Annotated in this window: 20 protein-coding genes; 11 read left to right on the top strand and 9 right to left on the bottom strand. The window is 60.1% G+C overall.

The features are described 5' to 3' along the window. Nucleotides 1–49: 49 nt before the first annotated feature. Both LOY55_RS29495 and rsd read left to right on the top strand, forming a co-directional pair. A complete protein-coding gene (locus tag LOY55_RS29495; RefSeq protein WP_223523018.1) occupies nucleotides 50–601 on the top strand; it encodes a disulfide bond formation protein B in 552 nt (183 codons plus the stop codon). Between the two features lie 177 nt (nucleotides 602–778). Continuing rightward, nucleotides 779–1,237: a sigma D regulator gene (gene rsd / locus LOY55_RS29490; protein ID WP_109785698.1), complete on the top strand. Its 459-nt coding sequence runs from the start codon at nucleotides 779–781 to the stop codon at nucleotides 1,235–1,237. A gap of 58 nt (nucleotides 1,238–1,295) precedes the next feature. Here the strand turns inward: rsd and LOY55_RS29485 are convergent, their stop codons facing one another. Further along, nucleotides 1,296–1,961, bottom strand: a complete 666-nt coding sequence (locus tag LOY55_RS29485; RefSeq protein ID WP_046032234.1) for an FKBP-type peptidyl-prolyl cis-trans isomerase — start codon at nucleotides 1,959–1,961, stop codon at nucleotides 1,296–1,298. A 192-nt stretch (nucleotides 1,962–2,153) separates the two neighbouring features. On the opposite strand from LOY55_RS29485, the gene LOY55_RS29480 reads away from it, so the two are divergent. Beyond that, complete coding sequence (locus LOY55_RS29480; RefSeq protein WP_223523016.1) at nucleotides 2,154–3,305, top strand: AlgP family protein; 1,152 nt, start codon at nucleotides 2,154–2,156, stop codon at nucleotides 3,303–3,305. Here the strand turns inward: LOY55_RS29480 and LOY55_RS29475 are convergent. After that, a complete protein-coding gene (locus LOY55_RS29475) occupies nucleotides 3,302–3,766 on the bottom strand; it encodes a TIGR02444 family protein (protein WP_046032236.1) in 465 nt (154 codons plus the stop codon). The genes LOY55_RS29480 and LOY55_RS29475 overlap by 4 nt on opposite strands. 50 nt (nucleotides 3,767–3,816) lie before the next feature. Here LOY55_RS29475 and LOY55_RS29470 point away from each other — a divergent pair, with 50 nt between their 5' ends. The 3 genes from LOY55_RS29470 (at nucleotide 3,817) to rhtB (ending at nucleotide 7,056) form a co-directional block, all read left to right on the top strand. Then, on the top strand, nucleotides 3,817–5,727 hold the full coding sequence (locus LOY55_RS29470; protein ID WP_077431056.1) for an ATP-binding cassette domain-containing protein: 1,911 nt from the start codon (nucleotides 3,817–3,819) through the stop codon (nucleotides 5,725–5,727). After that, nucleotides 5,727–6,308 carry a mechanosensitive ion channel family protein gene (locus LOY55_RS29465; RefSeq protein WP_077431057.1) on the top strand — a complete coding sequence of 194 codons (582 nt, stop codon included), beginning with the start codon at nucleotides 5,727–5,729 and terminating at the stop codon, nucleotides 6,306–6,308. Before LOY55_RS29470 ends, LOY55_RS29465 begins: the two co-directional genes overlap by 1 nt. A gap of 115 nt (nucleotides 6,309–6,423) precedes the next feature. After that, nucleotides 6,424–7,056 (top strand): homoserine/homoserine lactone efflux protein, encoded by a 633-nt coding sequence (gene rhtB / locus LOY55_RS29460; RefSeq protein ID WP_046032239.1) that lies wholly within the window; start codon nucleotides 6,424–6,426, stop codon nucleotides 7,054–7,056. A gap of 102 nt (nucleotides 7,057–7,158) precedes the next feature. Here the strand turns inward: rhtB and LOY55_RS29455 are convergent, their stop codons facing one another. From LOY55_RS29455 to LOY55_RS29440, 4 genes are read right to left on the bottom strand one after another with little or no spacing between them, the layout of a single operon-like run. Then, nucleotides 7,159–7,902 carry a penicillin-binding protein activator LpoB gene (locus LOY55_RS29455; RefSeq protein ID WP_109785695.1) on the bottom strand — a complete coding sequence of 248 codons (744 nt, stop codon included), beginning with the start codon at nucleotides 7,900–7,902 and terminating at the stop codon, nucleotides 7,159–7,161. 3 nt (nucleotides 7,903–7,905) lie between these two features. Continuing rightward, the gene (gene lpoB / locus LOY55_RS29450) at nucleotides 7,906–8,496 is read right to left on the bottom strand and encodes a penicillin-binding protein activator LpoB (protein ID WP_046032340.1); all 591 of its coding nucleotides are present in this window, start codon (nucleotides 8,494–8,496) and stop codon (nucleotides 7,906–7,908) included. A 23-nt stretch (nucleotides 8,497–8,519) separates the two neighbouring features. Next, nucleotides 8,520–8,879 carry a YcfL family protein gene (locus LOY55_RS29445; RefSeq protein WP_077431060.1) on the bottom strand — a complete coding sequence of 120 codons (360 nt, stop codon included), beginning with the start codon at nucleotides 8,877–8,879 and terminating at the stop codon, nucleotides 8,520–8,522. A gap of 12 nt (nucleotides 8,880–8,891) precedes the next feature. After that, entirely contained in the window at nucleotides 8,892–10,289 is a 1,398-nt protein-coding gene (locus LOY55_RS29440; RefSeq protein WP_223523014.1) for a COG3014 family protein, read from the bottom strand. 167 nt (nucleotides 10,290–10,456) lie between these two features. Here LOY55_RS29440 and LOY55_RS29435 point away from each other — a divergent pair, with 167 nt between their 5' ends. Next, entirely contained in the window at nucleotides 10,457–12,355 is a 1,899-nt protein-coding gene (locus LOY55_RS29435; RefSeq protein WP_223523012.1) for a cytochrome c/FTR1 family iron permease, read from the top strand. A 109-nt stretch (nucleotides 12,356–12,464) separates the two neighbouring features. Further along, nucleotides 12,465–12,920, top strand: coding sequence for a YaiI/YqxD family protein (locus tag LOY55_RS29430; RefSeq protein WP_027926433.1), 456 nt, complete (start codon nucleotides 12,465–12,467; stop codon nucleotides 12,918–12,920). Between the two features lie 27 nt (nucleotides 12,921–12,947). On the opposite strand, the gene elbB is transcribed toward LOY55_RS29430, so the two are convergent. Beyond that, nucleotides 12,948–13,616: an isoprenoid biosynthesis glyoxalase ElbB gene (gene elbB, locus LOY55_RS29425; protein ID WP_046032244.1), complete on the bottom strand. Its 669-nt coding sequence runs from the start codon at nucleotides 13,614–13,616 to the stop codon at nucleotides 12,948–12,950. Nucleotides 13,617–13,730: 114 nt separating this feature from the next. Here elbB and LOY55_RS29420 point away from each other — a divergent pair, with 114 nt between their 5' ends. Then, nucleotides 13,731–14,966, top strand: a complete 1,236-nt coding sequence (locus LOY55_RS29420; RefSeq protein WP_223523011.1) for a sterol desaturase family protein — start codon at nucleotides 13,731–13,733, stop codon at nucleotides 14,964–14,966. Here LOY55_RS29420 and LOY55_RS29415 read toward each other — a convergent pair. Continuing rightward, a complete protein-coding gene (locus LOY55_RS29415; protein WP_046032246.1) occupies nucleotides 14,947–15,579 on the bottom strand; it encodes a DedA family protein in 633 nt (210 codons plus the stop codon). The genes LOY55_RS29420 and LOY55_RS29415 overlap by 20 nt on opposite strands. 208 nt (nucleotides 15,580–15,787) lie before the next feature. On the opposite strand from LOY55_RS29415, the gene hemB reads away from it, so the two are divergent. After that, the gene (gene hemB / locus LOY55_RS29410) at nucleotides 15,788–16,801 is read left to right on the top strand and encodes a porphobilinogen synthase (RefSeq protein WP_077431063.1); all 1,014 of its coding nucleotides are present in this window, start codon (nucleotides 15,788–15,790) and stop codon (nucleotides 16,799–16,801) included. 18 nt (nucleotides 16,802–16,819) lie between these two features. Then, nucleotides 16,820–19,039, top strand: coding sequence for a polyphosphate kinase 1 (ppk1, locus tag LOY55_RS29405; protein ID WP_223523009.1), 2,220 nt, complete (start codon nucleotides 16,820–16,822; stop codon nucleotides 19,037–19,039). Nucleotides 19,040–19,181: 142 nt separating this feature from the next. On the opposite strand, the gene ppx is transcribed toward ppk1, so the two are convergent. After that, nucleotides 19,182–20,684: an exopolyphosphatase gene (gene ppx / locus LOY55_RS29400; RefSeq protein ID WP_046032249.1), complete on the bottom strand. Its 1,503-nt coding sequence runs from the start codon at nucleotides 20,682–20,684 to the stop codon at nucleotides 19,182–19,184. Between the last annotated feature and the right edge of the window lie 52 nt (nucleotides 20,685–20,736).

The following is a 20,736-nucleotide window of genomic DNA, read 5'->3' as shown; positions in this document are numbered from 1 at the left end:
CGCGCTTTCCTCTACCGTAACCACCTGTCTCTATTGGTACGGAAATGCCATGTCTTTGGCCTGCTCACGCTCCTTGTTTTTCATGGTTTTCATTACAGGCTCCCTGGCCTTGGGCGTTTCCTATTACCTGGAATATGCGGTCGGACTCAAACCCTGCGGCTTGTGCCTTTTGCAACGGCTTTGCCTGGCGTTGCTAACGGGTATCAGCCTTGCAGCCTCGGTGCAGGGGCCTGGGCGCTTTGGATCGTTCCTGTATTGGTTGTCCGGATTTTTCTGCAGCCTCGTGGGCACAGCTACGGCGTGGCGGCAGATTTTGCGGCAAAGTGATCCGGCGCATCAGCTAACGACGTGCTCGTCCAGCCTGGAGACGATGTACCAAAGCCTGCCCTGGGTATGCCGGGTCACGCAGATGTTTAAAGGGGAGGGCGATTGTGACGAGATTTCCTGGACGTTGTTCGATCTGAGCATTCCGGAATGGAGCCTGCTGCTCTTTGTCGCGATGACGATTCTGGGGAGCTATCAGTTGCTTCGCATCGTCTGGCTTGCGTGTGAACGACCGCTCAGCGGCAAGTCGTCGCACCGGGTGCGGATGGGCGATTAAACACTTGTATGAACTTTATCGCCTGCGTACCTTGAAGCCACAGTCGCGCGGGCATAATCTGGCCCGCACGTGTCATTGGAATTATGTTGCTCGATGACGCTCTGCCTGACCGCCCACTGACGTAACAAGAGGCGAGCAGGCATAGAGCAGCTGACCCACAAGGGAAGAGAGATCACCATGCTCGAAAGTTGTCAGAATGCTCAGGAACGCTGGGGCGGAGTGCACCTGCTGATCGACCGCTGGTTGCAGGAGCGCAAAGATCTGATCGATGCATACGACAAGCTCGGTGCAAAGCCTGAAACGCTGAGCGAAGACCGAAAGCCCTTGCAGGAATTCTGCGGCGTGCTGGTCGATTACGTGTCTGCCGGGCACTTCGAGATCTACGAACAGTTGACGGGGGAGGCCAAGGCCTTCAACGACAAGCGTGGTCTGGAGCTGGCCGAGACCCTTTACCCACGCATCGACGTTATCACCGAGAAGCTGCTGGCGTTCAACGACCTGTGTGATGCGGGCAAGTGCGTCGCGGAGAAATTCAAGGAGCTGGGTGGCCTGTTGCACGAACGCTTCGAGCTGGAAGATTGCTTGATCGAAGTGCTGCATACCGCTCACAAGGAAGAGGATTCGGTTCAGGCCTGAACCTATTCCCGCAGGCTAAAAACGGTGCGCTATGCGCGCCGTTTTTTGTGCCTGCCATTCAGCTGGTGGCGCCGCGCAATTCGACTTCAAATACCAGCGGTGTGAACGGTGCGATCAGGTCGCCGGCACCGTCCGCGCCGTAAGCCTGGGACGATGGAATCACCAGGCGCCATTTCGCACCGACGGGCATGTTTTGCAGTGCACTGCGCCAACCGCTGATGACGCTGTCGAGACTGAACCACTGTGGCGAACTGTTCTGATCGAACACGGTGCCATCAGGCAGGCGTCCGATATACAAAACCTGCACCTTGCCGTTAGGGCCAGCCTTGGCTCCCGTGCCGGGAGTCAGCTCCGTCAGCAACACGCCATCAGCTAATTCCCGAACACCCGGCTTGGCTTTTTCTTCGGTGAGAAAGCGCTGCTCTTTTTCGAGTGCGGCCTCGCTTTGCGGGAGGGCGGGTTGCTCGGCGAGTTGGGCCTCATGCTCGGCCAGGATCTGGTCGATCTGTTCGTCTTTCAATGCCAGCGGCTTGCCTTGATACGCTTGTTGCAGACCTTCCAGCAGTGCCTGAAGTTGCAAATCCGGAACCTCCTGGCGAAGGCGTTCGCCCAGGCTCGCGCCGAGGCTGTAAGCAAGATCGTGAGCGTTTTTTGCGGCGGTTTTTTCGTCGGCTTGAGCCACCGAAAAAATCACGCACAGCGATAAAAAAAGGTAGCGCGACATGGGCACTCTCCGACCTGGGATGCGGTGGATTATGCCAGTGTGATTGCGCAGAAAGGTGAACTGGTTTTGCGCAAGCGCAGAAGATTTTCGATTCGTTGCAACGCAGCGCTTTGGATACTGTCAACATGCCCTAGCGGCGGTAGCAGCAGAGGTCTAGTATGAGCCGCACCCACGTCAGCCAGGAGGTAAACCATGTCGGCCACCAAGAAGCCTGTAAATACCCCGTTGCACTTACTCCAACAACTCTCGGGCAGCCTGCTCGAGCATCTGGAAAACGCTTGTTCCCAAGCCTTGGCTGATGCTGAAAAACTGCTCGCCAAACTGGAAAAGCAGCGCGGAAAAGCGCAAGAGAAACTGCACAAATCCCGTACCAAATTGCAGGACGCTGCGTCGGCCGGCAAGGCCAAGGCACAAGCCAAAGCCAAGGACGCAGTGAAAGAGCTTGAGGAGTTGCTCGATGCCCTCAAGGGTCGTCAGTCGGAAACTCGCGGCTACATTCTGCAACTCAAGCGTGATGCTCAGGAAAGCCTGAAATTGGCCCAGGGCGTCGGTCGCGTTCAAGAGGCTGTCAGCAAGGCGTTGTCCCTGCGTGCAGCCAAACCTGCTGCGGCACCTGCCAAGAAAGCCGCTGCCAAACCCGCTGCTGCAAAAGCACCGGCCAAGCCTGCTGCCAAACCCGCCGCCAAAGCGCCGGTGAAAGCCGCAGCCAAACCTGCCGCCAAACCGGCGGTGAAAAAACCAGTCGCTGCCAGCGCTGCGAAGCCTGCCGCAAAACCAGCGGCGAGAACTGCAGCCGCCAAACCAGCCGCCGCGAGAACCGCCGCTGCCAAACCGGCTGCCAAAGCGCCTGCCGCCAAACCTGCTGTGGCAAGAACTGCAGTAGCCAAGCCAGCAGCCAAGCCAGCCGCTAAACCGGCTGTTAAAACTGCTGCTGCGAAACCGGCCGCTAAACCTGCCGTGGCCAAAACCGCTGCCGCGAAACCAGCCGCAAAACCGGCAGTAAAAACCGCAGCAAAACCTGCCGCTAAAATTGCGGCCAAACCTGCTGCCGCCAAGCCAGCCGCTGCCGCGAAACCAGCAGCCAAGCCAGCCGCCGCCAAACCAGCTGTTGCCAAGCCTGTTGCAAAACCAGCGGCCAAGCCTGCTGCAGTCAAGCCAGCCGCAAAACCCGTCGCTGCCAAACCAGTCGCCGCTGCCAAACCGACCCCTGCGCCCGCTGCCAAGCCAGTGACGCCAGCGCCAGTTGCATCGACTGCACCCGCCGCAACCACCTCGACAACCACGCCTGCGCCAACGCCAGCCGCACTGTCGAACTCCAGCACCAACCCAACCAGCGCTTCCTAAGTGCCGGTTACCGCGACGCGCAGCTCAAGCAGCGCGTCGCGGTCCAGGTTGGCGGCGCCTGCCGCCATACCTTCCAGCCAGGCCGTTAGATCGGTCGCCTCATTCTGCGGCCAGCTCTGCGCCGATCGCTCCAGTCGCAACAACAGATGTCGCTCGGCTTCCAGTTCCAGTGCCTGCACTTGCTCGCGCAATTTTTTCAGCTCGGAGTCCTTCGTTGCGACGGCTTTCCAGCGCATGCGCAATGCGCGCAACGGTTGCACGACATCCCCATCCCAAGGTTCCGCCACCGCGCGCAGCCTCTTGATTCGATGCTCGTTGCAGGCGACGCCACGCTCCCCCAGCCACAATCCACAGAGCAGCAAACACACATTCACGCCGGCCGACTGCAGTTGCAGGCACGCGTGTTCAACGCCGGGACGGGCGTAAGTCGTCAGGGAAAAGCTCCACAGGTCAGAGGACATAGTGCTACTCGCGCCAGTTGCGAGCGAAGCTGGTAGACTCCGCCGCCATTATGATTCGACTTCAGAACCTGACTTTACAGCGTGGCCCTCAACGTCTGCTAGAAGACGCCGAGCTGACCCTGCACGCCGGCCACAAAGCCGGCCTCATCGGTGCCAACGGCGCCGGCAAATCGAGCCTGTTCGCCTTGCTTCGGGGCGAACTGCACCCGGACTCGGGTGATTGCTTCCTGCCGGCCGACTGGCGCATCGCCCACATGCGCCAGGAAGTCGATACGCTCGAACGCCTGGCGGTCGACTACGTGCTCGATGGCGACCTGCGCCTGCGCCAGGTGCAACGCGACCTCGCCGCAGCCGAAGCGGCGCATGACGGTGCCGCTCAGGCCCGCCTGCACGCGGAACTCGACAGCGCCGACGGTTACACCGCCGATGCCCGGGCCCGCAAGTTGCTGGCCGGCCTTGGATTCACCAACGAGCAGATGGATCGTCAGGTAGGAGATTTCTCTGGTGGTTGGAGGATGCGTCTGAACCTGGCGCAAGCTTTGATGTGCCCCTCGGACTTGTTGCTACTCGACGAACCGACCAACCACTTGGACCTCGACGCCATCATCTGGCTCGAAGAGTGGCTCAAAAGCTACCCCGGCACTTTGATGCTGATTTCCCACGACCGGGACTTCCTCGATGCCGTGGTCGATCACGTGGCTCACGTCGATCAACGCAAGATCACCCTGTACCGCGGTGGTTATAGCGCCTTCGAACGCGCCCGCGCCGAACGTCTGGCCCAGCAGCAGCAGGCCTACGAGAAGCAGCAGGCGCAACGTGCGCACATGGAAAGCTACATCGCCCGCTTCAAGGCCCAGGCCACCAAGGCCCGTCAGGCCCAGAGCCGGATCAAGGCGCTGGAACGGATGGAAGAACTGTCCGCCGCCCATGTCGATTCACCGTTCGATTTCGTTTTCCGCGAATCACAGAAAATCTCCAGCCCGCTGATCGATCTGTCCGATGCCCGGCTGGGTTATGGCGACAAAGCCGTGCTGGAGAAGGTCAAGCTGCAACTGACCCCCGGTGCGCGGATCGGTTTGCTTGGCCCGAACGGTGCCGGTAAATCGACCCTGATCAAAAACCTGGCCGGTGAACTCGAGCCGTTGTCCGGCCGACTGACCCGTGGCGAGAACACCGTCGTCGGCTACTTCGCCCAGCATCAGCTGGACTCACTCGACTCCAAGGCCAGCCCGTTGCTGCACTTGCAGCGCCTGGCTCCGACCGAGCGCGAGCAGACCCTGCGCGACTTCCTTGGCGGTTTCGACTTCCGTGGTGCACGCATCGATGAGCCGGTGCTGAACTTCTCCGGTGGCGAGAAGGCCCGCCTGGCACTGGCGTTGATCGCCTGGGGCCGACCGAACCTGTTGCTGCTCGATGAGCCAACCAACCACCTGGACCTGGAAATGCGCCTGGCGCTGACCATGGCCCTGCAGGAATTCAGTGGCGCGGTACTGGTGGTCTCCCACGATCGCCATTTGCTCAAAAGCACCACGGACAATTTCTACCTGGTGGCGGACGGCAAGGTCGAGGAGTTCGACGGCGACCTGGAAGACTACACCCGTTGGCTGGTGGACTATCGCCAGCGCAATGCGCCGGTCAGCAACACACCGGTCAACCCGGACAAAACCGACAAGAAGGCCCAGCGTCAGGCCGCTGCTGCGTTGCGTCAGCAACTGGCGCCGCACAAGCGTGAGGCCGACAAGCTGGAAGCCGAGCTTGGCAAACTGCACGAGAAACTGGCGAAGATTGACGCCAGCCTGGGTGACAGCGACATCTACGAGCCGGCGCGCAAGAACGACTTGCGCGATCTGCTGGCCGAACAGGCCAGGTTGAAGGTGCGCGAAGCCGAACTGGAAGAAGCCTGGATGGAAGCGCTTGAACTGCTGGAAAGCATGCAGGCCGAGCTGGAGGCGCTGTCTTGATGGAGGCGTTCAAGCTGCCGTTGCCGGCAGTCTGGATCGAACCCCTCTGGCTGGTCGTGCAAATCCTGCTGATTCTGCTGGCTGGCTATTTCACCCAGCGCTTCGTTGCCAAAGGCCTGACCCGACTGGGCGAGCGCTATCCGTTTCCGCCGCAGTTGCTGATGCCGCTACGCGGTGGATTGCGCTGGCTGATCATGGGCAGTGCGCTGATTTTCGTGCTGGAGCGCCTCGGGGTGTCGGCCACGGTTCTGTGGACCGCGCTGTCGGGCTTCGTTGCGGTGGCGGCGGTGGCGTTTTTCGCCATGTGGAGTGTGCTCTCCAACCTGCTGTGCGCGATCCTGATTTTCACCGTCGGCCCGTTTCGCCTTGGCGATGTCGTCGAGTTGGTGGACACCACCGACAAGCCTGGCGTCAAAGGCCGGGTAGTGGCGATCAATCTGCTTTACACCACGCTGATCGAAGCGGAAGAACTTGGCACCGGCAGTGCCATGGTTCAAGTGCCCAACAGCCTGTTCTTCCAGCGCTCGGTTCGACGCTGGCGCGGTACGGATGTATTCCCCTCGAGCGGTTTCGAAAAATAGCCGGGATGCCGACCACGCTGGTCGGCAGCCGCAATATCCTGCAAAAAATTGATGGTCATCAGCCCAAAGCCGCATTAGCTTAGACGTCTGTCACGAGTCTGAGTCGAGGTGTGCAATGGAGCTTCAAACATGGCTGGCGTTTTTTGCAGCCTGCTGGGTGATCAGTCTGTCACCCGGTGCCGGCGCCATTGCGTCGATGTCCAGCGGTCTGCAATACGGTTTCTGGCGCGGTTACTGGAACGCACTGGGCCTGCAATTGGGCCTGGCGGTGCAGATCGCGATTGTCGGCGCCGGTGTGGGCGCGATCCTCACCGCTTCAGCCTCGGCCTTCTATGCGATCAAATGGTTCGGCGTGGCGTACCTGGTTTACCTCGCCATCAAGCAATGGCGCGCGCTACCCAGCGACATGAGCGACGATGCCGCAGTGCGTCAGATTGGCAAGCCGATGGCGCTGGTGTTCCGCGGTTTCCTGGTCAACATCAGCAACCCCAAGGCGCTGGTGTTCATGCTGGCGGTGTTGCCGCAGTTCATTGATCCGCATGCACCGCTGCTGATCCAGTACCTGATCATTGGCGTGACCATGATCTGTGTTGATCTGATCGTCATGGCCGGTTACACCGGGTTGGCGTCCAAGGTGCTGCGCCTGTTGCGCACCCCCAAGCAGCAAAAACGCATGAACCGTACCTTTGCCGGGCTGTTCATCGGCGCGGCGGCGTTCATGGCGACGTTGCGTAAAGCCGCGGTGTAAAACCCGCGGACATAAAAAAGGCGACCTCTTCAGGTCGCCTTTTTCATTTCCGTTATCGTTCCCGCGCAGAGCGTGGGAGCGTGGGAGCGATCAGGCGGGCGCTCAACGCAGAATCACCGGCGCGGTATCCGGTGGCAGGTCGTTGTGTGGCTCCGCCTGCCCCGATGGCTGATCGCTGCCGTCCCCGAGCTGTTCGCTCAATTGCCGCGCCACATCCTCGCCCAAAGACCTCGATACTTCGCGCACCACCCGAGGCCGGTTCAGTGAAACGTGGATGTCCCGATCATTCACCAGCTTGGTGTCCTGAGCCTCACCCATGGCGGTGAAGGCCGAGGTGATCTCGTAGGTCCTGGTATTGATCAGGCTGAAGTCCGCCACCAGAGTCAGCGCCAACACCGCCGAATAGCTGTCGGTATTGGCCAGTTCGTTCATGTCCTGGGTGAAGTCGATGTCTGACAGCGTGCCAAACAATACGTAGTCGGCCCCCTTGAAATGGCCGGCCTTGATGCGTTCGATCACGTCATACACATCGGTTTTGGTGCTGACGGTGTAGGGCGTCCCCTGAATCAGCTGGAACATCCCGGTCTTGAGCATCTGACCTTTGATGTCCCCGCTGAATCGGCGGATTTCGGTCTGTTCCAGGTAGCTGTTCTGCGTCGTGTACTCGTCATAACGGGACGAGCCGCTGGCGCCGTAATAGTCCTGCTGATGATCGTCCCGGGCCGAAATCACGTGGACGTATTGATCCACGCTGGCCTCATAGGCAATGTCAGTGACCGCGATTTTCGGGGCCGCCTGAACGCCCAGGGCGCCGGTCAGGGCCATGATGCCAATCCATGCACGCATTGCTCAGCGCTCCGTGGTCTTGCGGATTTCTTTTTCGTCCATCCAGTCGGCCAGCCCGCTTTCGACGTCGATCAATTGCAGGCTGAACGTGTAGAAGACGTCCTTGTAATCGTTGCTGCGCTTGACGATTGAGCTGATCGACCCTTCCAGGCGATAGCGAGCGGCGATCATGTTGCCGGTTTTGGCCACGGTACTTTTCTTGTACAGGCCGCTCTGGTTTTGCAGTTTGAGGTGATCGACCTGGCTCTGCATGTCGGTGTTATCGCTGGCAAAGCGTGCAGTGCCGGAGCGCATCAGTTGGGTCTTGATTGACGTGGTGATGTCGCGAGTGTCGATGTACTCGCTGGTCTTGTTTCGCACGTCGTACACCTGGACCACCGGACGGCCTTTCAAGACCCCAGACTGGGCGAGTGAGCGGGTCATGCTTTCAGCGATCATTTGCAAATCGGTGGAACCGAATTCGTTGGTCACCAGCTCCACGGCTTTCGGATCACCGTAACTGATGTTGCCGCTGCCCAGCACCGGCGAGTGATTGGCCGCGCAGCCGCCGATCAGCAGGAGGCTGAGGGCGAGGGACGAAACACGTACAAGCATGGGCGTGGTCTCAAGTGGACGGTTCATGGCGTGTTGATTTCCAGGCGAAAGTCCACGGCTTGTGGTACCGGGGCGATGGCCGGCAGGAAGCTCGTCTGCTCGGCGTACAGGGTCAGGCTTTTCCAGGACTCGGCTTCGACCACTGGAAAACCTTCGGGGCCGAGCCATAGATAGCGGTAGTAGAGCGTCCGGTTATCGGTATCGGTGTTGCTCAGCTGCGTATTGACCGTCAGGAACCCGTTTTCCCGAGCCATGCGCATGGGACCGATAGCCAGGCTCTCAATCGGGCCGGTGGCCATGACTTTACTGGCTGCAGTGGGCGGCGCGGTGGCGCAGCCGGCCAACAGGGCCAGCGCGATAACGACGAAGCATTTCAATCCCATGAGGCGCTCCATTCAGGGTTGAGCACGGCTGGTGACAGCCTGCGGTGTTGGAGGGGGGGCGAGATCCAGGGCGACATCTGCGGCGAAAACCCGGTTATTCACCGCGCGCAGGCTGAAGGCCTGATAGGTCTGGCCGATCTTGAACCTGACCGGTGGGCGTTCCGGCGCATTGGGCAGGGTCAGTTGATGCTCGCCTTTCTTGAGGCGCAGGCGAGCGACGTATGTTTTGTCCGGCAGCGTGCGCCAGCCTCGTGTGTCGGCATCCTCTCGCTGGGTTTGCTGCAAGAGGGTTTCTTCAAATTTCTCGGGCCTGTGCTTTTTCAAATAGGCCAGGTACTCGACGTTGGACCGGGCGCGATGAAGCGTGCGCTCAATGATGCCCGGCATGTCGTCACGCAAGGTGCGCCGCGACATGTCGCCATAACTGTTGAGCAACGTCAGTTTCTGTTTTTTTCCATCCACCGTGATGAAGTCCACGGGCGGTGTGGACGTGTCAGGGACGAGGATCGGGAACGACATGTTGGTGATGTAGGTTTCGCCCTCGACGTCCACCGAAATCGGCACACGCACGGAGTTGCGTGCAGGGGCGAGGCCGGTTTGCACGATCAGCAAGACATCACTCTCACCGGCCTTGAGCGGCGATTTGTCCAGGTTGCGCAGCGCCTGTTCAAGCAGCGGCGTGTTGGGGCGCAACTCCACGGCTTTGCGATAACCCGGTGCGGCGAGGTCTTTTTCACCCAGCGTTTCATAGACGAAACCTGCCAGGTAATGACTGAACGCACTTTGGTAGCTGTTTTTCAGCGCAATGACTTCAGGTGCATCTAGGGTCGCCACCGGGTAGCCCTGGAGGTTCTGGTATTTCAGGGGCACGCCTTGCTCCTGGGCCTGGGTTTCCAGTGCCAGGTATTGCTTGTCGCGCTTATCGGCGATGGTTGCTTCACGCTCGTGGGTTTTCTTGATCATCACCCGAGCGAGGTCGGGTTGGGCGCTGGACAGGCACGTCAGAGCCATTTGCGTGGTCAGGGCGACCTTCTCGAAGTCGTAGCCATCGTACAAACGCACTTTGTCATTGGCGCCGTAACTATTGAACTCGGTGAATGCTTTGAAGGCGCCGAATCGTGGCGAGTTTTCCCACCCCTCAATCAGCCGGTCGGCGTAATCCCAACTGGCGTAACTACCGGTCATATCGCCAGTGAGCCGCAGCAGTTCGCCCTTCTCAAAGTTATAGAGCAGGTCGCCCGGGGCAATGGGATTGTTTCGATCCAGTACAGCAACGGCGGAGTCGATCTGGCCGGCTTTGAAATAGTCGAGGGTCTCGCTCAGCTCCGCGTTGTAGTCCCGCATGGTAGGGCAACCGCTCAGTAGCAAGCATGCACCGAGCACAAACATGAAGCGCAGGCGAGTAGCCATTTGCAGTGTGTCTTCCTTGAAGAAAAGCCGCCAAGAGGCGGCACACTGTAGAGCGCAATGATGGCACTTTGTTCCGCGGCTGCTGGCCTCAGTTGCAGACAAAGCTTGAGTGAAAGTGATTGGGAGGGAACAATGTGTTACTTCGTATTACCAATTGAGATTCATTCATGACTGCCCCGTCCCGTTTTCTGGCCTGGCTGGTGTTTCCACTGTTTGCCTTGTGCAGTTTCAATCTGCTGGCCGACACCGTGGAAGGTGCGCCGCAAGCGTTGCACCTGCTCGATTACATCAGCGCGGACTACCCGCAAACCGTGCAAGCGGGCAAGGTGATTGATGAGTCCGAGTACCGCGGGCAGCTGGAATCCATCAAGACGTTGCAGGGCCTGATTGCGGCGATGCCGGCCAAGCAGGAGAAGGCGGGGTTGGAGCAGGGCGTGAGCTCGCTGCGCAGTGCCGTCACTGCCCGTCAGGAAGGTGCGGACGTGGCCCGTCAGGCGCGGCAACTCGGTGCGAAACTGGCCGTGACTTATGAAGTCAGTCAGGCACCGATCATTACGCCGGACCCGACCCGTGGTGCGCCGCTGTATGCCCAGCATTGCTCGGTTTGCCACGGTGATGCGGGCGCTGGCGACGGCCCGGCGGGTGTCGGGCTGATGCCACCACCGTCCAATCTGCGAGATACGACGCGCCTGGATCATCTGAGCCTCTACGCGCTCTACAGCACCGTGGGCCTGGGTATTGAAGGCACCGACATGCCGGCTTTTGCCGATCAACTTGATGATCGTCAGCGCTGGGACCTGGCCACCTACATCGCCAGCTTCAGCGCCGACCCGGCGGCTGCAAAATCCGAAAAGACCTACAACATCGCCGACCTGGGGCGTCAGACGCCGGCAGAAGTGCAGGCCGCCGACGGTCCACAAGCCGCTGCGACATTCCGTGCGCAGCGGGCGCAACCGCCGCAGGTCAAGCGTGGCCCGGCGCAGTTGCTCGACTACACCGCTGCCACCCTCGACAAAAGCATCGCGGCCTACCGCGCCGGCGATCACGATCAGGCCTATGACCTGTCTGTCGCCGCGTATCTGGAAGGTTTCGAACTGGTCGAAAGCTCCCTGGACAACGTCAATGCCGTCGTGCGCAAAGACACTGAAAAATCGCTGATGGCCTACCGTCAGTCGTTGCAGGACGGGTTGCCGGTGGCAGAAGCCGAGCAGCGCCTGAACACGGCCAAGGCCAAGTTGAAGGAATCCGCTGACCTGTTGGGCAGCGATGGTTTGAGTTGGTCGCTGAGCTTCATTTCCGGTTTGCTGATTTTGTTGCGCGAAGGTCTGGAAGCGATTCTGGTGTTGGCTGCGATCCTGGCGTTCCTGCGCAACACTGGCCAGCAATCGGCCGTGCGCAGTGTCAATGTCGGCTGGGGACTGGCGCTGTTGGCCGGTCTGGGGACGTGGGCGCTGGCTGCATACGTGATCGATGTCAGCGGTTCGCAGCGCGAATTGCTGGAAGGCGCGACGGCGCTGTTTGCCTCGGTCATGGTGCTCTGGCTTGGCGTGTGGATGCACGACCGTCGTCACGCTGCGGCGTGGCAGGATTACATCAAGAGCAGCTTGGTGGGCGGCGGCGGCCGTTTCGGCTTTGCGATCCTGGCGTTCTTCTCGGTGTATCGCGAGTTGTTTGAAGTGATTCTGTTCTACGAAACCCTGTGGTTGCAGGCCGGACCTGCAGGGCACAACGCGGTGCTGGCCGGCGGCGGGACGGCGCTGGTGTTGCTGGTGGTTTTGGCGTGGGTCATCTTGCGTGGTTCGGCGAAGCTGCCGCTGGCGTTGTTCTTCAGCATCAACGCCGGCCTGTTGTGCGCGTTATCGGTAGTGTTCGCCGGGCATGGCGTGAAGGCGTTGCAGGAAGCGGGGATCTTTGGTACCCGGCCGGTGCCGTTCTTTGATTTTGACTGGCTGGGGATTCACGCGGATGCCTATTCGCTGGGCGCTCAGGCGGTGGCGATCATTGCGATCTTCGTGTTGTACGGTCGCAGTTGGGTGGCCGAGAAGCGTCGGGTGCAGGTTTCCTAAACAACATTCGCTGCGCTCACAATCGCGGGCAAGCCATGTTCCCACGGGTTTAGGGTTAACCTTGTGGGGGCGAGGCGGCTCGCGATTTTTTTTGAAAGAGGAAAACACAATGCGTGTCTGGATCGACGCCGACGCCTGCCCACGGGCGGCCAAGGATCTGGTGGTGAAGTTCGCCCTCAAGCGCCAATACGAAGTGGTGCTGGTGGCGGGGCAGCCGCAGATCAAGCCGGGGCTGGCACTGGTGAAGTTGATCGTGGTGCCGAGTGGCCCGGACGCCGCCGATGATTACCTGGTGGAGCACGCGGTGCCGGGTGAACTGGTGATTTGCAGCGACGTGCCGCTGGCGGATCGTCTGGTCAAGAAGGGGGTGGCGGCACTGGACCCGCGTGGCAAGGAGTTCGATGCGCAGAACATGGGCGACCGGCTCGCGGTGCGCAACCTGTTCACCGACTTGCGTGAACAGGGGCAGATGGGCGGCGGGCCGGCACCGTTTGGCGAACGCGAGAAGCAGGCGTTCGCCAATGCACTGGACCGGATACTGACGCGGCTTACCCGCAAGCCCTGAGCCGTACCGAGAACCTGTGGGCGTGTGTCAGGCGTCGTTTTCGTGGGTCAGTTCGAGCACGCGGTCGACCATTTTGTTGATGCCGGACGCCGCTTCGCTGATGCTTTGCGCCAGCATGTAGGCCGGTGTACACACCAGCTTGCGCGCCTTGTCTTCGACGATTTCAGTCACGGCGCAATCGGTGTGGGTGGCGCCCATTTTGTTCATGACCGCAGCGGTCTCGGCATCATTGCCGATGGTGCAGTTCACCCCTGGCCCATAGATCTTCGCCGCCAGCGCTGGCGAAATACACATCAAGCCCACTGGTTTTCCAGCCTCGGCAAAGGCTTCGGTCAGCGCCAGGACATCCGGTTGCACGGTGCAACCGGCGCCTTCGATGGCGAAGTTCGACAGGTTCTTCGCCGAGCCGAATCCCCCAGGAACGATCAACGCATCGAAGTCGTCGACGTCGGCCTCGCGAATGTCCTTGATGTGGCCGCGAGCAATCCGTGCCGACTCCACCAACACGTTGCGTGACTCGGGCATCTCTTCGCCGGTCAGGTGATTGATCACATGCAATTGCGCGATGTTCGGGGCAAAGCACTGCACCTGAGCACCACGCTGGTCCAGTCTCAGCAGGGTAATCACGCTTTCGTGGATTTCGGCGCCGTCGTACACGCCACAGCCGGAAAGGATCACTGCAATTTTTTTGCTCATGGGCTTTTCTCCAGATTCATGGCGTTAAATGTCCACTAATTTGTCGCTCGTTGCCATAGGGTTAATTCGCGGCTACACCTAGCATCTGTCCTCGGATTCCGATCAGGGCGCGTCATGGACTTCATTCTGTATGCAGTGCCGTTTTTCTTTGCGCTGATCGCTGTCGAGCTGCTGGCCGACCGTTGGCGCGGGGTCAGCCATTATCGCGTGGCGGATGCGATCAACAGCTTGAGCACTGGCGTGCTGTCGACCACTACGGGCCTGTTGACCAAGGGTGTCGGGCTGGTCACCTATGCCTTTGCCCTTGAGCATGTGGCGCTGTTCCAGTTGTCGGCCGAGAGTATCTGGGTCTGGGTGTTTGCCTTCGTCCTCTACGACTTCTGCTACTACTGGCTGCATCGTATGGGGCACGAGCGCAATATCCTCTGGGCGGCGCACTCGGTGCATCACCAGAGCGAGGAGTACAACCTGTCCACGGCGTTGCGCCAGACCAGCACCGGCTTCTTGCTGAGCTGGATTTTCTACCTGCCGATGGCCGTGCTCGGCGTGCCGCTGCTGGTGTTCGTCAGCGTGGCGGCGCTGAATCTGCTGTATCAGTTCTGGGTGCACACCCGGCACATTCCCAAGCTCGGCTGGTTCGAATGGTTCTTCGTGTCGCCGTCCAATCATCGGGCTCACCATGCACAGAACGCTCTCTACATGGATCGCAACTACGGTGGGGTGTTCATTATTTGGGACCGCCTGTTTGGCTCGTTTCAGGAAGAAGACGACAACGAACCGGTGATTTTTGGCGTGACGACGCCGTTGGCGAGCTGGAACCCGCTGTGGGCAAACCTGCAGTTCTATGTGCAGTTGTGGGATGACGCGCGGCGCGCCGAGAGTACGTGGGACAAGCTGCGGATCTGGTTTATGCGCACCGGTTGGCGGCCGGCGGATGTGGCGGCCAGGTACCCGATGAGCAAGCCTGAGTTGAGCCAGTTCCGCAAGTTCGAGGTGCCGCTGGACGGTCGTCAGCAACTGTATGTGGCGTTGCAGTTTTGCGCCTACATCGCGTTGGGCAGCTATTTGATGAACCTGGAACGGAGCCTGCCGACCGCCGCCTTGGTGCTCGGCTGGAGTGCGGTGGCGCTGGGGTTGTTTGCCTTGGGCGTGGCCCTGGAGAATCGCCCGTGGGCGTTGACGCTGGAGCTGCTGCGGCTGGCATCGAACGTGCCGCTGGTGTGGCTGGCGCCGGTGGTCGGGTTGTGGCCGGCCAGCACGGTGGGCTGGATCGGCCTGCTCAGTTACAGCGTGTTGAGCGCTATCGGTCTCTACTGTTGCACAAACCGCTTCACTCGCTTGGCGTCTTAGTCGCTTCGACGGTAGCCTGTCTGGCTTTCAAGGCTTGCTCCTCGGCGTATATCTTCTTCGCCAGACGCGCATTTTTGAACCGTCGGCGCAGCCACAGGCCAAGTCCCAGCACCAGCAAGGCGCCGAGTACCCACAATTCATATTTCTTGACGCTGCCGAGCATGCCTTCCAGTACGGCGCCAAAGTGGTAGGCCGCCGCCGCCAGGGCCGCCGCCCAGATCGCGGCCCCAATTCCGTTGAGCAGCAGGTAACGTCCCGGTGGATAGCCTGACAGGCCGATGGCCACTGGCATCACCGTGCGCAAACCGTAGACAAAGCGGAAGCTCAGCACCCAGATGTCCGGGTGCTTGCGGATGTGTTCCAGCGCCCGGTCGCCCATCATTTGCCAGCGCGGCTTGCGTGCCAGCAGTTTTCGCCCGTGCTTGCGCCCCAGGAAGTACCACAGCTGATCGCCGGCATAACTGCCGAAGAACGCCACGACCACCACCAGGTTGATGTCCATGTATCCGCGGAACGCGAGGAAGCCTGCGAGCACAAGAATGGTTTCGCCTTCGAAGAACGTGCCGAGGAACAAGGCAAAGTAGCCAAAGTCATGCAGAAATTGTTGGAGCATTGTCTGGGTGCTGGCGAAATGAACGCGCAGCCTAACCCTTCGTGCACATTCATGAAAGTGTCCAAATGTGTCTCGACGTGAACATTTCCTACAATGACAATGGAATGCGGCTACCTGTCACAGGGGTGCACATAACTGTCATGCGTTGGTCATAATGGTCGCTTATAACTGTCACGCTCGCCCGTAAGCGCGGGCTCAGGAGTCTGCCGTGAGCTTTACCCCCGCCAACCGTCTATTCCCCGCAACCCGCCTGCGTCGCAACCGTCGTGATGATTTTTCACGTCGACTGGTCCGTGAAAACGTTCTGACCGTCGATGACCTGATCTTGCCGGTGTTTGTGCTGGACGGTGAAAACCGTCGTGAAGCGGTGACTTCGATGCCGGGCGTCGAACGCCTGACCATCGACCTGTTGCTGGAAGAGGCGGCCAAATGGGTCGAACTGGGGATTCCTGCGCTGGCACTGTTCCCGGTGACACCGCCTGAGCTCAAATCGCTGGACGCCGCCGAAGCCTGGAACCCCGAAGGCATTGCCCAGCGCGCCACTCGCGCGCTGCGGGCGCGGTTCCCGGAGCTGGGTGTGATCACCGATGTTGCCCTCGATCCGTTTACCACCCACGGTCAGGACGGCATCCTCGACGAAGAAGGCTACGTGCAGAACGACATTACCGTCGACGCACTGGTCAAGCAGGCCCTGTCGCACGCTGAAGCCGGTGCACAGGTGGTGGCTCCGTCCGACATGATGGACGGTCGCATCCAGGCAATCCGTGAAGCCCTTGAGGTGGCCGAGCACGTCAATGTGCGCATCATGGCCTACTCGGCGAAGTACGCCAGCGCCTATTATGGTCCGTTCCGTGATGCGGTCGGTTCGGCGCTGAACCTGGGCAAGGCCAACAAGGCCAGCTATCAGATGGACCCGGCCAACAGCAACGAAGCCCTGCACGAAGTGGCGGCGGACTTGTCAGAAGGTGCGGACATGGTCATGGTCAAGCCAGGCATGCCCTACCTGGACATCCTTTACCGGGTCAAAGAAGAATTCAAAGTGCCAACGTTTGTTTACCAAGTCAGCGGCGAATACGCCATGCACATGGCGGCAATCCAGAATGGCTGGTTGAGCGAAGGGGTTATTCTCGAATCCCTGACCGCTTTTAAACGTGCAGGCGCCGATGGCATCCTGACTTACTTTGCCGTCCGTGCCGCTCAATTGTTACGAGAGCAAAAATAGCCCTCCCAGGAACATTTCATGAATACCGAAGGACTCACTGAAGTTGCTGTAAAAGAGGCTCAACCCGTGGTCGAGCAAATCGCCGAAACCCCACCGGAGCTGGAGCCCGCTCCGCCCGTGGTGGCCGAAGCCGCCGCAGCGGCGCCAGCGATTGCCATTCCCGGACTGGATGACAGCAGCCTGTACATCCATCGCGAGCTCTCGCAACTGCAATTCAACATCCGCGTGCTTGAGCAGGCGCTGGATGAGTCCTATCCATTGCTTGAGCGGCTGAAGTTTCTGCTGATCTTCTCCAGCAACCTGGACGAGTTCTTCGAAATTCGTGTGGCAGGTCTTAAAAAGCAGATCACCTTCGCCCGTGAACAAGCCGGCGCCGATGGTCTGCAACCGCATCAGGCCCTGGCCCGCATCAGCGAACTGGTACACGGTCACGTTGACCGCCAGTACGCGATCCTCAACGACATTCTGTTGCCGGAACTGGAAAAACATCAGGTCCGCTTCATCCGTCGCCGCTACTGGACGGCCAAGCTCAAGACTTGGGTTCGCCGTTACTTCCGCGACGAAATTGCCCCGATCATTACGCCGATCGGTCTCGACCCGACGCACCCGTTCCCGTTGTTGGTGAACAAGAGCCTGAACTTCATCGTCGAGCTCGAAGGCGTCGACGCCTTTGGTCGCGATTCCGGTCTGGCGATCATCCCGGCGCCGCGTTTGCTGCCGCGGATCATCAAGGTGCCGGAAGAAGTCGGCGGCGCCGGCGACAACTATGTGTTCCTGTCGTCGATGATCCACGCCCACGCCGATGATCTGTTCCAGGGCATGAAGGTCAAGGGCTGCTACCAGTTCCGCCTGACCCGAAACGCCGACCTGGCGCTGGACTCCGAGGATGTCGAAGACCTGGCGCGCGCATTGCGCGGCGAGCTGTTCTCCCGTCGTTATGGCGATGCGGTGCGTCTGGAAGTGGCCGACACTTGCCCGAAACACCTGTCCGATTATTTGCTCAAACAGTTCAACCTGGGCGAGACCGAGCTGTATCAAGTCAACGGTCCGGTGAACCTGACGCGCCTGTTCAGCATCACCGGCCTGGACAGCCAGCGCGAACTGCAATACCTGCCGTTCACCCCGCAGATCCCGAAACTGCTGCAAAACAGCGAAAACATCTTCAGCGTGATCAGCAAGCAGGACATCCTGTTGCTGCACCCGTTCGAATCGTTTACCCCGGTGGTCGACCTGCTGCGTCAGGCCGCCAAAGACCCGCACGTGTTGGCTGTGCGTCAGACCCTGTACCGCTCCGGCGCCAACTCGGAAATCGTCGATGCGCTGGTGGATGCGGCGCGTAACGGTAAAGAGGTCACGGCGGTCATCGAGTTGCGTGCGCGATTCGACGAAGAGTCCAACCTGCAACTGGCCAGCCGTCTGCAAGCGGCCGGTGCGGTAGTGATCTACGGTGTGGTCGGCTTCAAGACCCACGCCAAGATGATGCTGATCCTGCGTCGCGAGGCGGGCGAAATCGTCCGTTACGCACACTTGGGCACGGGCAACTACCACGCTGGCAACGCCCGTCTGTATACCGACTACAGCCTGCTGACCTCCGACGACGCCTTGTGCGAAGACGTCGGCAAACTGTTCAGTCAGTTGATCGGCATGGGTAAGACCCTGCGCATGAAGAAGTTGCTGCACGCGCCGTTCACCCTGAAGAAGGGCATGCTCGACATGATTGCCCGAGAGACGCAGTTCGCCCTCGACGGCAAACCGGCGCACATCATCGCCAAGTTCAACTCGCTGACCGATCCGAAGATCATCCGCGCGCTGTACAAGGCCAGTCAGTCCGGGGTGCGTATCGACCTGATCGTGCGCGGCATGTGCTGCCTGCGTCCAGGCATCGCCGGGGTTTCGCACAACATCCACGTACGTTCGATCATCGGCCGCTTCCTGGAACACACCCGGGTCTTCTACTTCCTCAACGGCGGTGACGAGCAGATGTTCCTGTCCAGTGCCGACTGGATGGAGCGCAACCTCGACAAGCGGGTCGAGACCTGCTTCCCGGTGGAAGGTCGCAAGCTGATTGTGCGGGTCAAGAAAGAGCTGGAGCTGTACCTCACCGATAACACCCACAGCTGGAGCCTGCAGTCGGACGGTCGATACATCCGTAACACACCGACCGGCAACCAGAACCCGCGCAGCGCCCAGGCGACGTTGCTGGAACGTTTGGGCAGTCCGATCCTGACCGTGCGTTAACGCGAACCCGGTGGGCAAAAAAAGGGCGATCCATGTGGATCGCCCTTTTTTTCACCTGCCTCCCTGTAGGAGCACAGCTTGCTGGCGATGACGTCCATTAGATCGCCATCGCCAGCAAGCTGAGCTCCTACCGAAGGGTGTTTTAGCGTGCGTTCAGAACGATATCGACGCGGGTGAGCCATTCCGCTTCAATGGCGAAGTCGGCCTGGGTCAGCTGGTTGTCGTCCAGCCATTTGTCCGGGAATACCACTTCCAGGCTGTTGCCATTGGCTTTCAATTCCACCTGAGGCATTTGCTGGGTGCCGCGGATGTGATGGAACAGGATCGCAAAGCGCAGCAGCACGCACAGACGGATCAGCTTGGTGCCGTCATCGCCGATCTCGGCGAATTTGTCCTTGGGAATATTGCGTCGGTGACCGCGCACCAGCAGCGCCAGCATTTGCTGGTCTTCGCGAGAGAACCCGGCCAGGTCCGAGTGCTCGATCAGGTAGGCGCCATGCTTGTGGTACTGATAGTGGGCGATGTCCAGGCCCACTTCATGGACCTTGGCAGCCCAGCCGAGCAGTTCACGCCAGACGCCATCGTCCAGGTCCCAATCCTCGGCCACTTGATCGAAGGCGTGCAGCGCCTTGCGCTCGACCCGCGCCGCTTGTTCCAGGTCGACGTGATAACGCTCCATCAGCGAACTGAGTGTGCGTTCACGGACGTCTTCGTGATGATGACGGCCCAACAGATCGTAGAGCACGCCTTCACGCAGGGCGCCTTCGCAGTGGTCCATGCGTTGCAGTTCGAGCGAGTCGAAAATCGCTTCGAGAATCGCCAGGCCTGCCGGGAAAATGGCCCGGCGGTCGGGCTTGATGCCGTCGAAGTCGATTTTCTCGACGTCGCCGAGCTTGATCAGCTTGCGTTTGAGCCAGGCCAGGCCTTCGGCATTCACTTCGCCTGTGCCGTGGCCGCCGGCCTTCAGTGCCAGGCCGATGGCGCGAATGGTGCCCGAGGAGCCAATGGCTTCATCCCAGGTCAGGCGATGCAGGGCATGCTCGATGCTCATGATCTCCAGCCGCGCGGCGGTGTACGCCTGGGCGTAACGGGCCGGGGTGATCTTGCCATCCTTGAAATAGCGCTGGGTGTAGCTGACGCAACCCATTTGCAGGCTTTCGCGCAGCAGCGGTTCGAAGCGCTGGCCGATGATGAATTCGGTACTGCCGCCGCCGATGTCGGCCACCAGGCGCTTGCCCGGGGTGTCTGCGAGGGTGTGGGAGACGCCAAGGTAGATCAGGCGCGCTTCTTCACGACCGGAGATGACTTCCACCGGGTGGCCGAGAATTTCTTCGGCGCGGCGGATGAATTCGGCGCGGTTGCGCGCTTCACGCAGGGCGTTGGTGCCGACGATGCGGACGGCACCCGGGGGCATACCGTTGATCAGTTGGGCAAAACGCTTGAGGCAGTCGAGCCCTCGCTGCATGGATTCTTCGTTGAGGTGGCGTTCTTCGTCGATGCCTGCGGCCAGTTGAACCTTCTCCCCGAGACGCTCGAGAATACGGATTTCGCCGTTCTGGGCCTTGGCCACGACCATGTGAAAGCTGTTGGAGCCCAGGTCTATTGCGGCGATCAGGGACAGATTCTTGGCTTGGGATTGCGGCATGGTCAGGGGGTCTCGGTCGATAACCTCGACATCGTGCCACGATCAAAGGCTG

Origin of the sequence: Pseudomonas sp. B21-040 (assembly GCF_024748695.1) — a bacterium.
Lineage (GTDB): Bacteria > Pseudomonadota > Gammaproteobacteria > Pseudomonadales > Pseudomonadaceae > Aquipseudomonas.
The sequence above is the reverse complement of the archived record's forward strand: the minus strand, read 5'-3'. Positions and strand labels throughout refer to the sequence as shown.

What these genes read in the sequence shown, in the direction of transcription:
- LOY55_RS29495 (WP_223523018.1), top strand. Translation starts at nt 50, where the DNA reads ATGTCTTTGGCCTGCTCACGCTCCTTGTTTTTCATGGTTTTCATTACA.
- rsd (WP_109785698.1), top strand. Translation starts at nt 779, where the DNA reads ATGCTCGAAAGTTGTCAGAATGCTCAGGAACGCTGGGGCGGAGTGCAC.
- LOY55_RS29485 (WP_046032234.1), bottom strand. Translation starts at nt 1,961, where the DNA reads ATGTCGCGCTACCTTTTTTTATCGCTGTGCGTGATTTTTTCGGTGGCT.
- LOY55_RS29480 (WP_223523016.1), top strand. Translation starts at nt 2,154, where the DNA reads ATGTCGGCCACCAAGAAGCCTGTAAATACCCCGTTGCACTTACTCCAA.
- LOY55_RS29475 (WP_046032236.1), bottom strand. Translation starts at nt 3,766, where the DNA reads ATGTCCTCTGACCTGTGGAGCTTTTCCCTGACGACTTACGCCCGTCCC.
- LOY55_RS29470 (WP_077431056.1), top strand. Translation starts at nt 3,817, where the DNA reads ATGATTCGACTTCAGAACCTGACTTTACAGCGTGGCCCTCAACGTCTG.
- LOY55_RS29465 (WP_077431057.1), top strand. Translation starts at nt 5,727, where the DNA reads ATGGAGGCGTTCAAGCTGCCGTTGCCGGCAGTCTGGATCGAACCCCTC.
- rhtB (WP_046032239.1), top strand. Translation starts at nt 6,424, where the DNA reads ATGGAGCTTCAAACATGGCTGGCGTTTTTTGCAGCCTGCTGGGTGATC.
- LOY55_RS29455 (WP_109785695.1), bottom strand. Translation starts at nt 7,902, where the DNA reads ATGCGTGCATGGATTGGCATCATGGCCCTGACCGGCGCCCTGGGCGTT.
- lpoB (WP_046032340.1), bottom strand. Translation starts at nt 8,496, where the DNA reads ATGCTTGTACGTGTTTCGTCCCTCGCCCTCAGCCTCCTGCTGATCGGC.
- LOY55_RS29445 (WP_077431060.1), bottom strand. Translation starts at nt 8,879, where the DNA reads ATGGGATTGAAATGCTTCGTCGTTATCGCGCTGGCCCTGTTGGCCGGC.
- LOY55_RS29440 (WP_223523014.1), bottom strand. Translation starts at nt 10,289, where the DNA reads ATGGCTACTCGCCTGCGCTTCATGTTTGTGCTCGGTGCATGCTTGCTA.
- LOY55_RS29435 (WP_223523012.1), top strand. Translation starts at nt 10,457, where the DNA reads ATGACTGCCCCGTCCCGTTTTCTGGCCTGGCTGGTGTTTCCACTGTTT.
- LOY55_RS29430 (WP_027926433.1), top strand. Translation starts at nt 12,465, where the DNA reads ATGCGTGTCTGGATCGACGCCGACGCCTGCCCACGGGCGGCCAAGGAT.
- elbB (WP_046032244.1), bottom strand. Translation starts at nt 13,616, where the DNA reads ATGAGCAAAAAAATTGCAGTGATCCTTTCCGGCTGTGGCGTGTACGAC.
- LOY55_RS29420 (WP_223523011.1), top strand. Translation starts at nt 13,731, where the DNA reads ATGGACTTCATTCTGTATGCAGTGCCGTTTTTCTTTGCGCTGATCGCT.
- LOY55_RS29415 (WP_046032246.1), bottom strand. Translation starts at nt 15,579, where the DNA reads ATGCTCCAACAATTTCTGCATGACTTTGGCTACTTTGCCTTGTTCCTC.
- ppk1 (WP_223523009.1), top strand. Translation starts at nt 16,820, where the DNA reads ATGAATACCGAAGGACTCACTGAAGTTGCTGTAAAAGAGGCTCAACCC.
- ppx (WP_046032249.1), bottom strand. Translation starts at nt 20,684, where the DNA reads ATGCCGCAATCCCAAGCCAAGAATCTGTCCCTGATCGCCGCAATAGAC.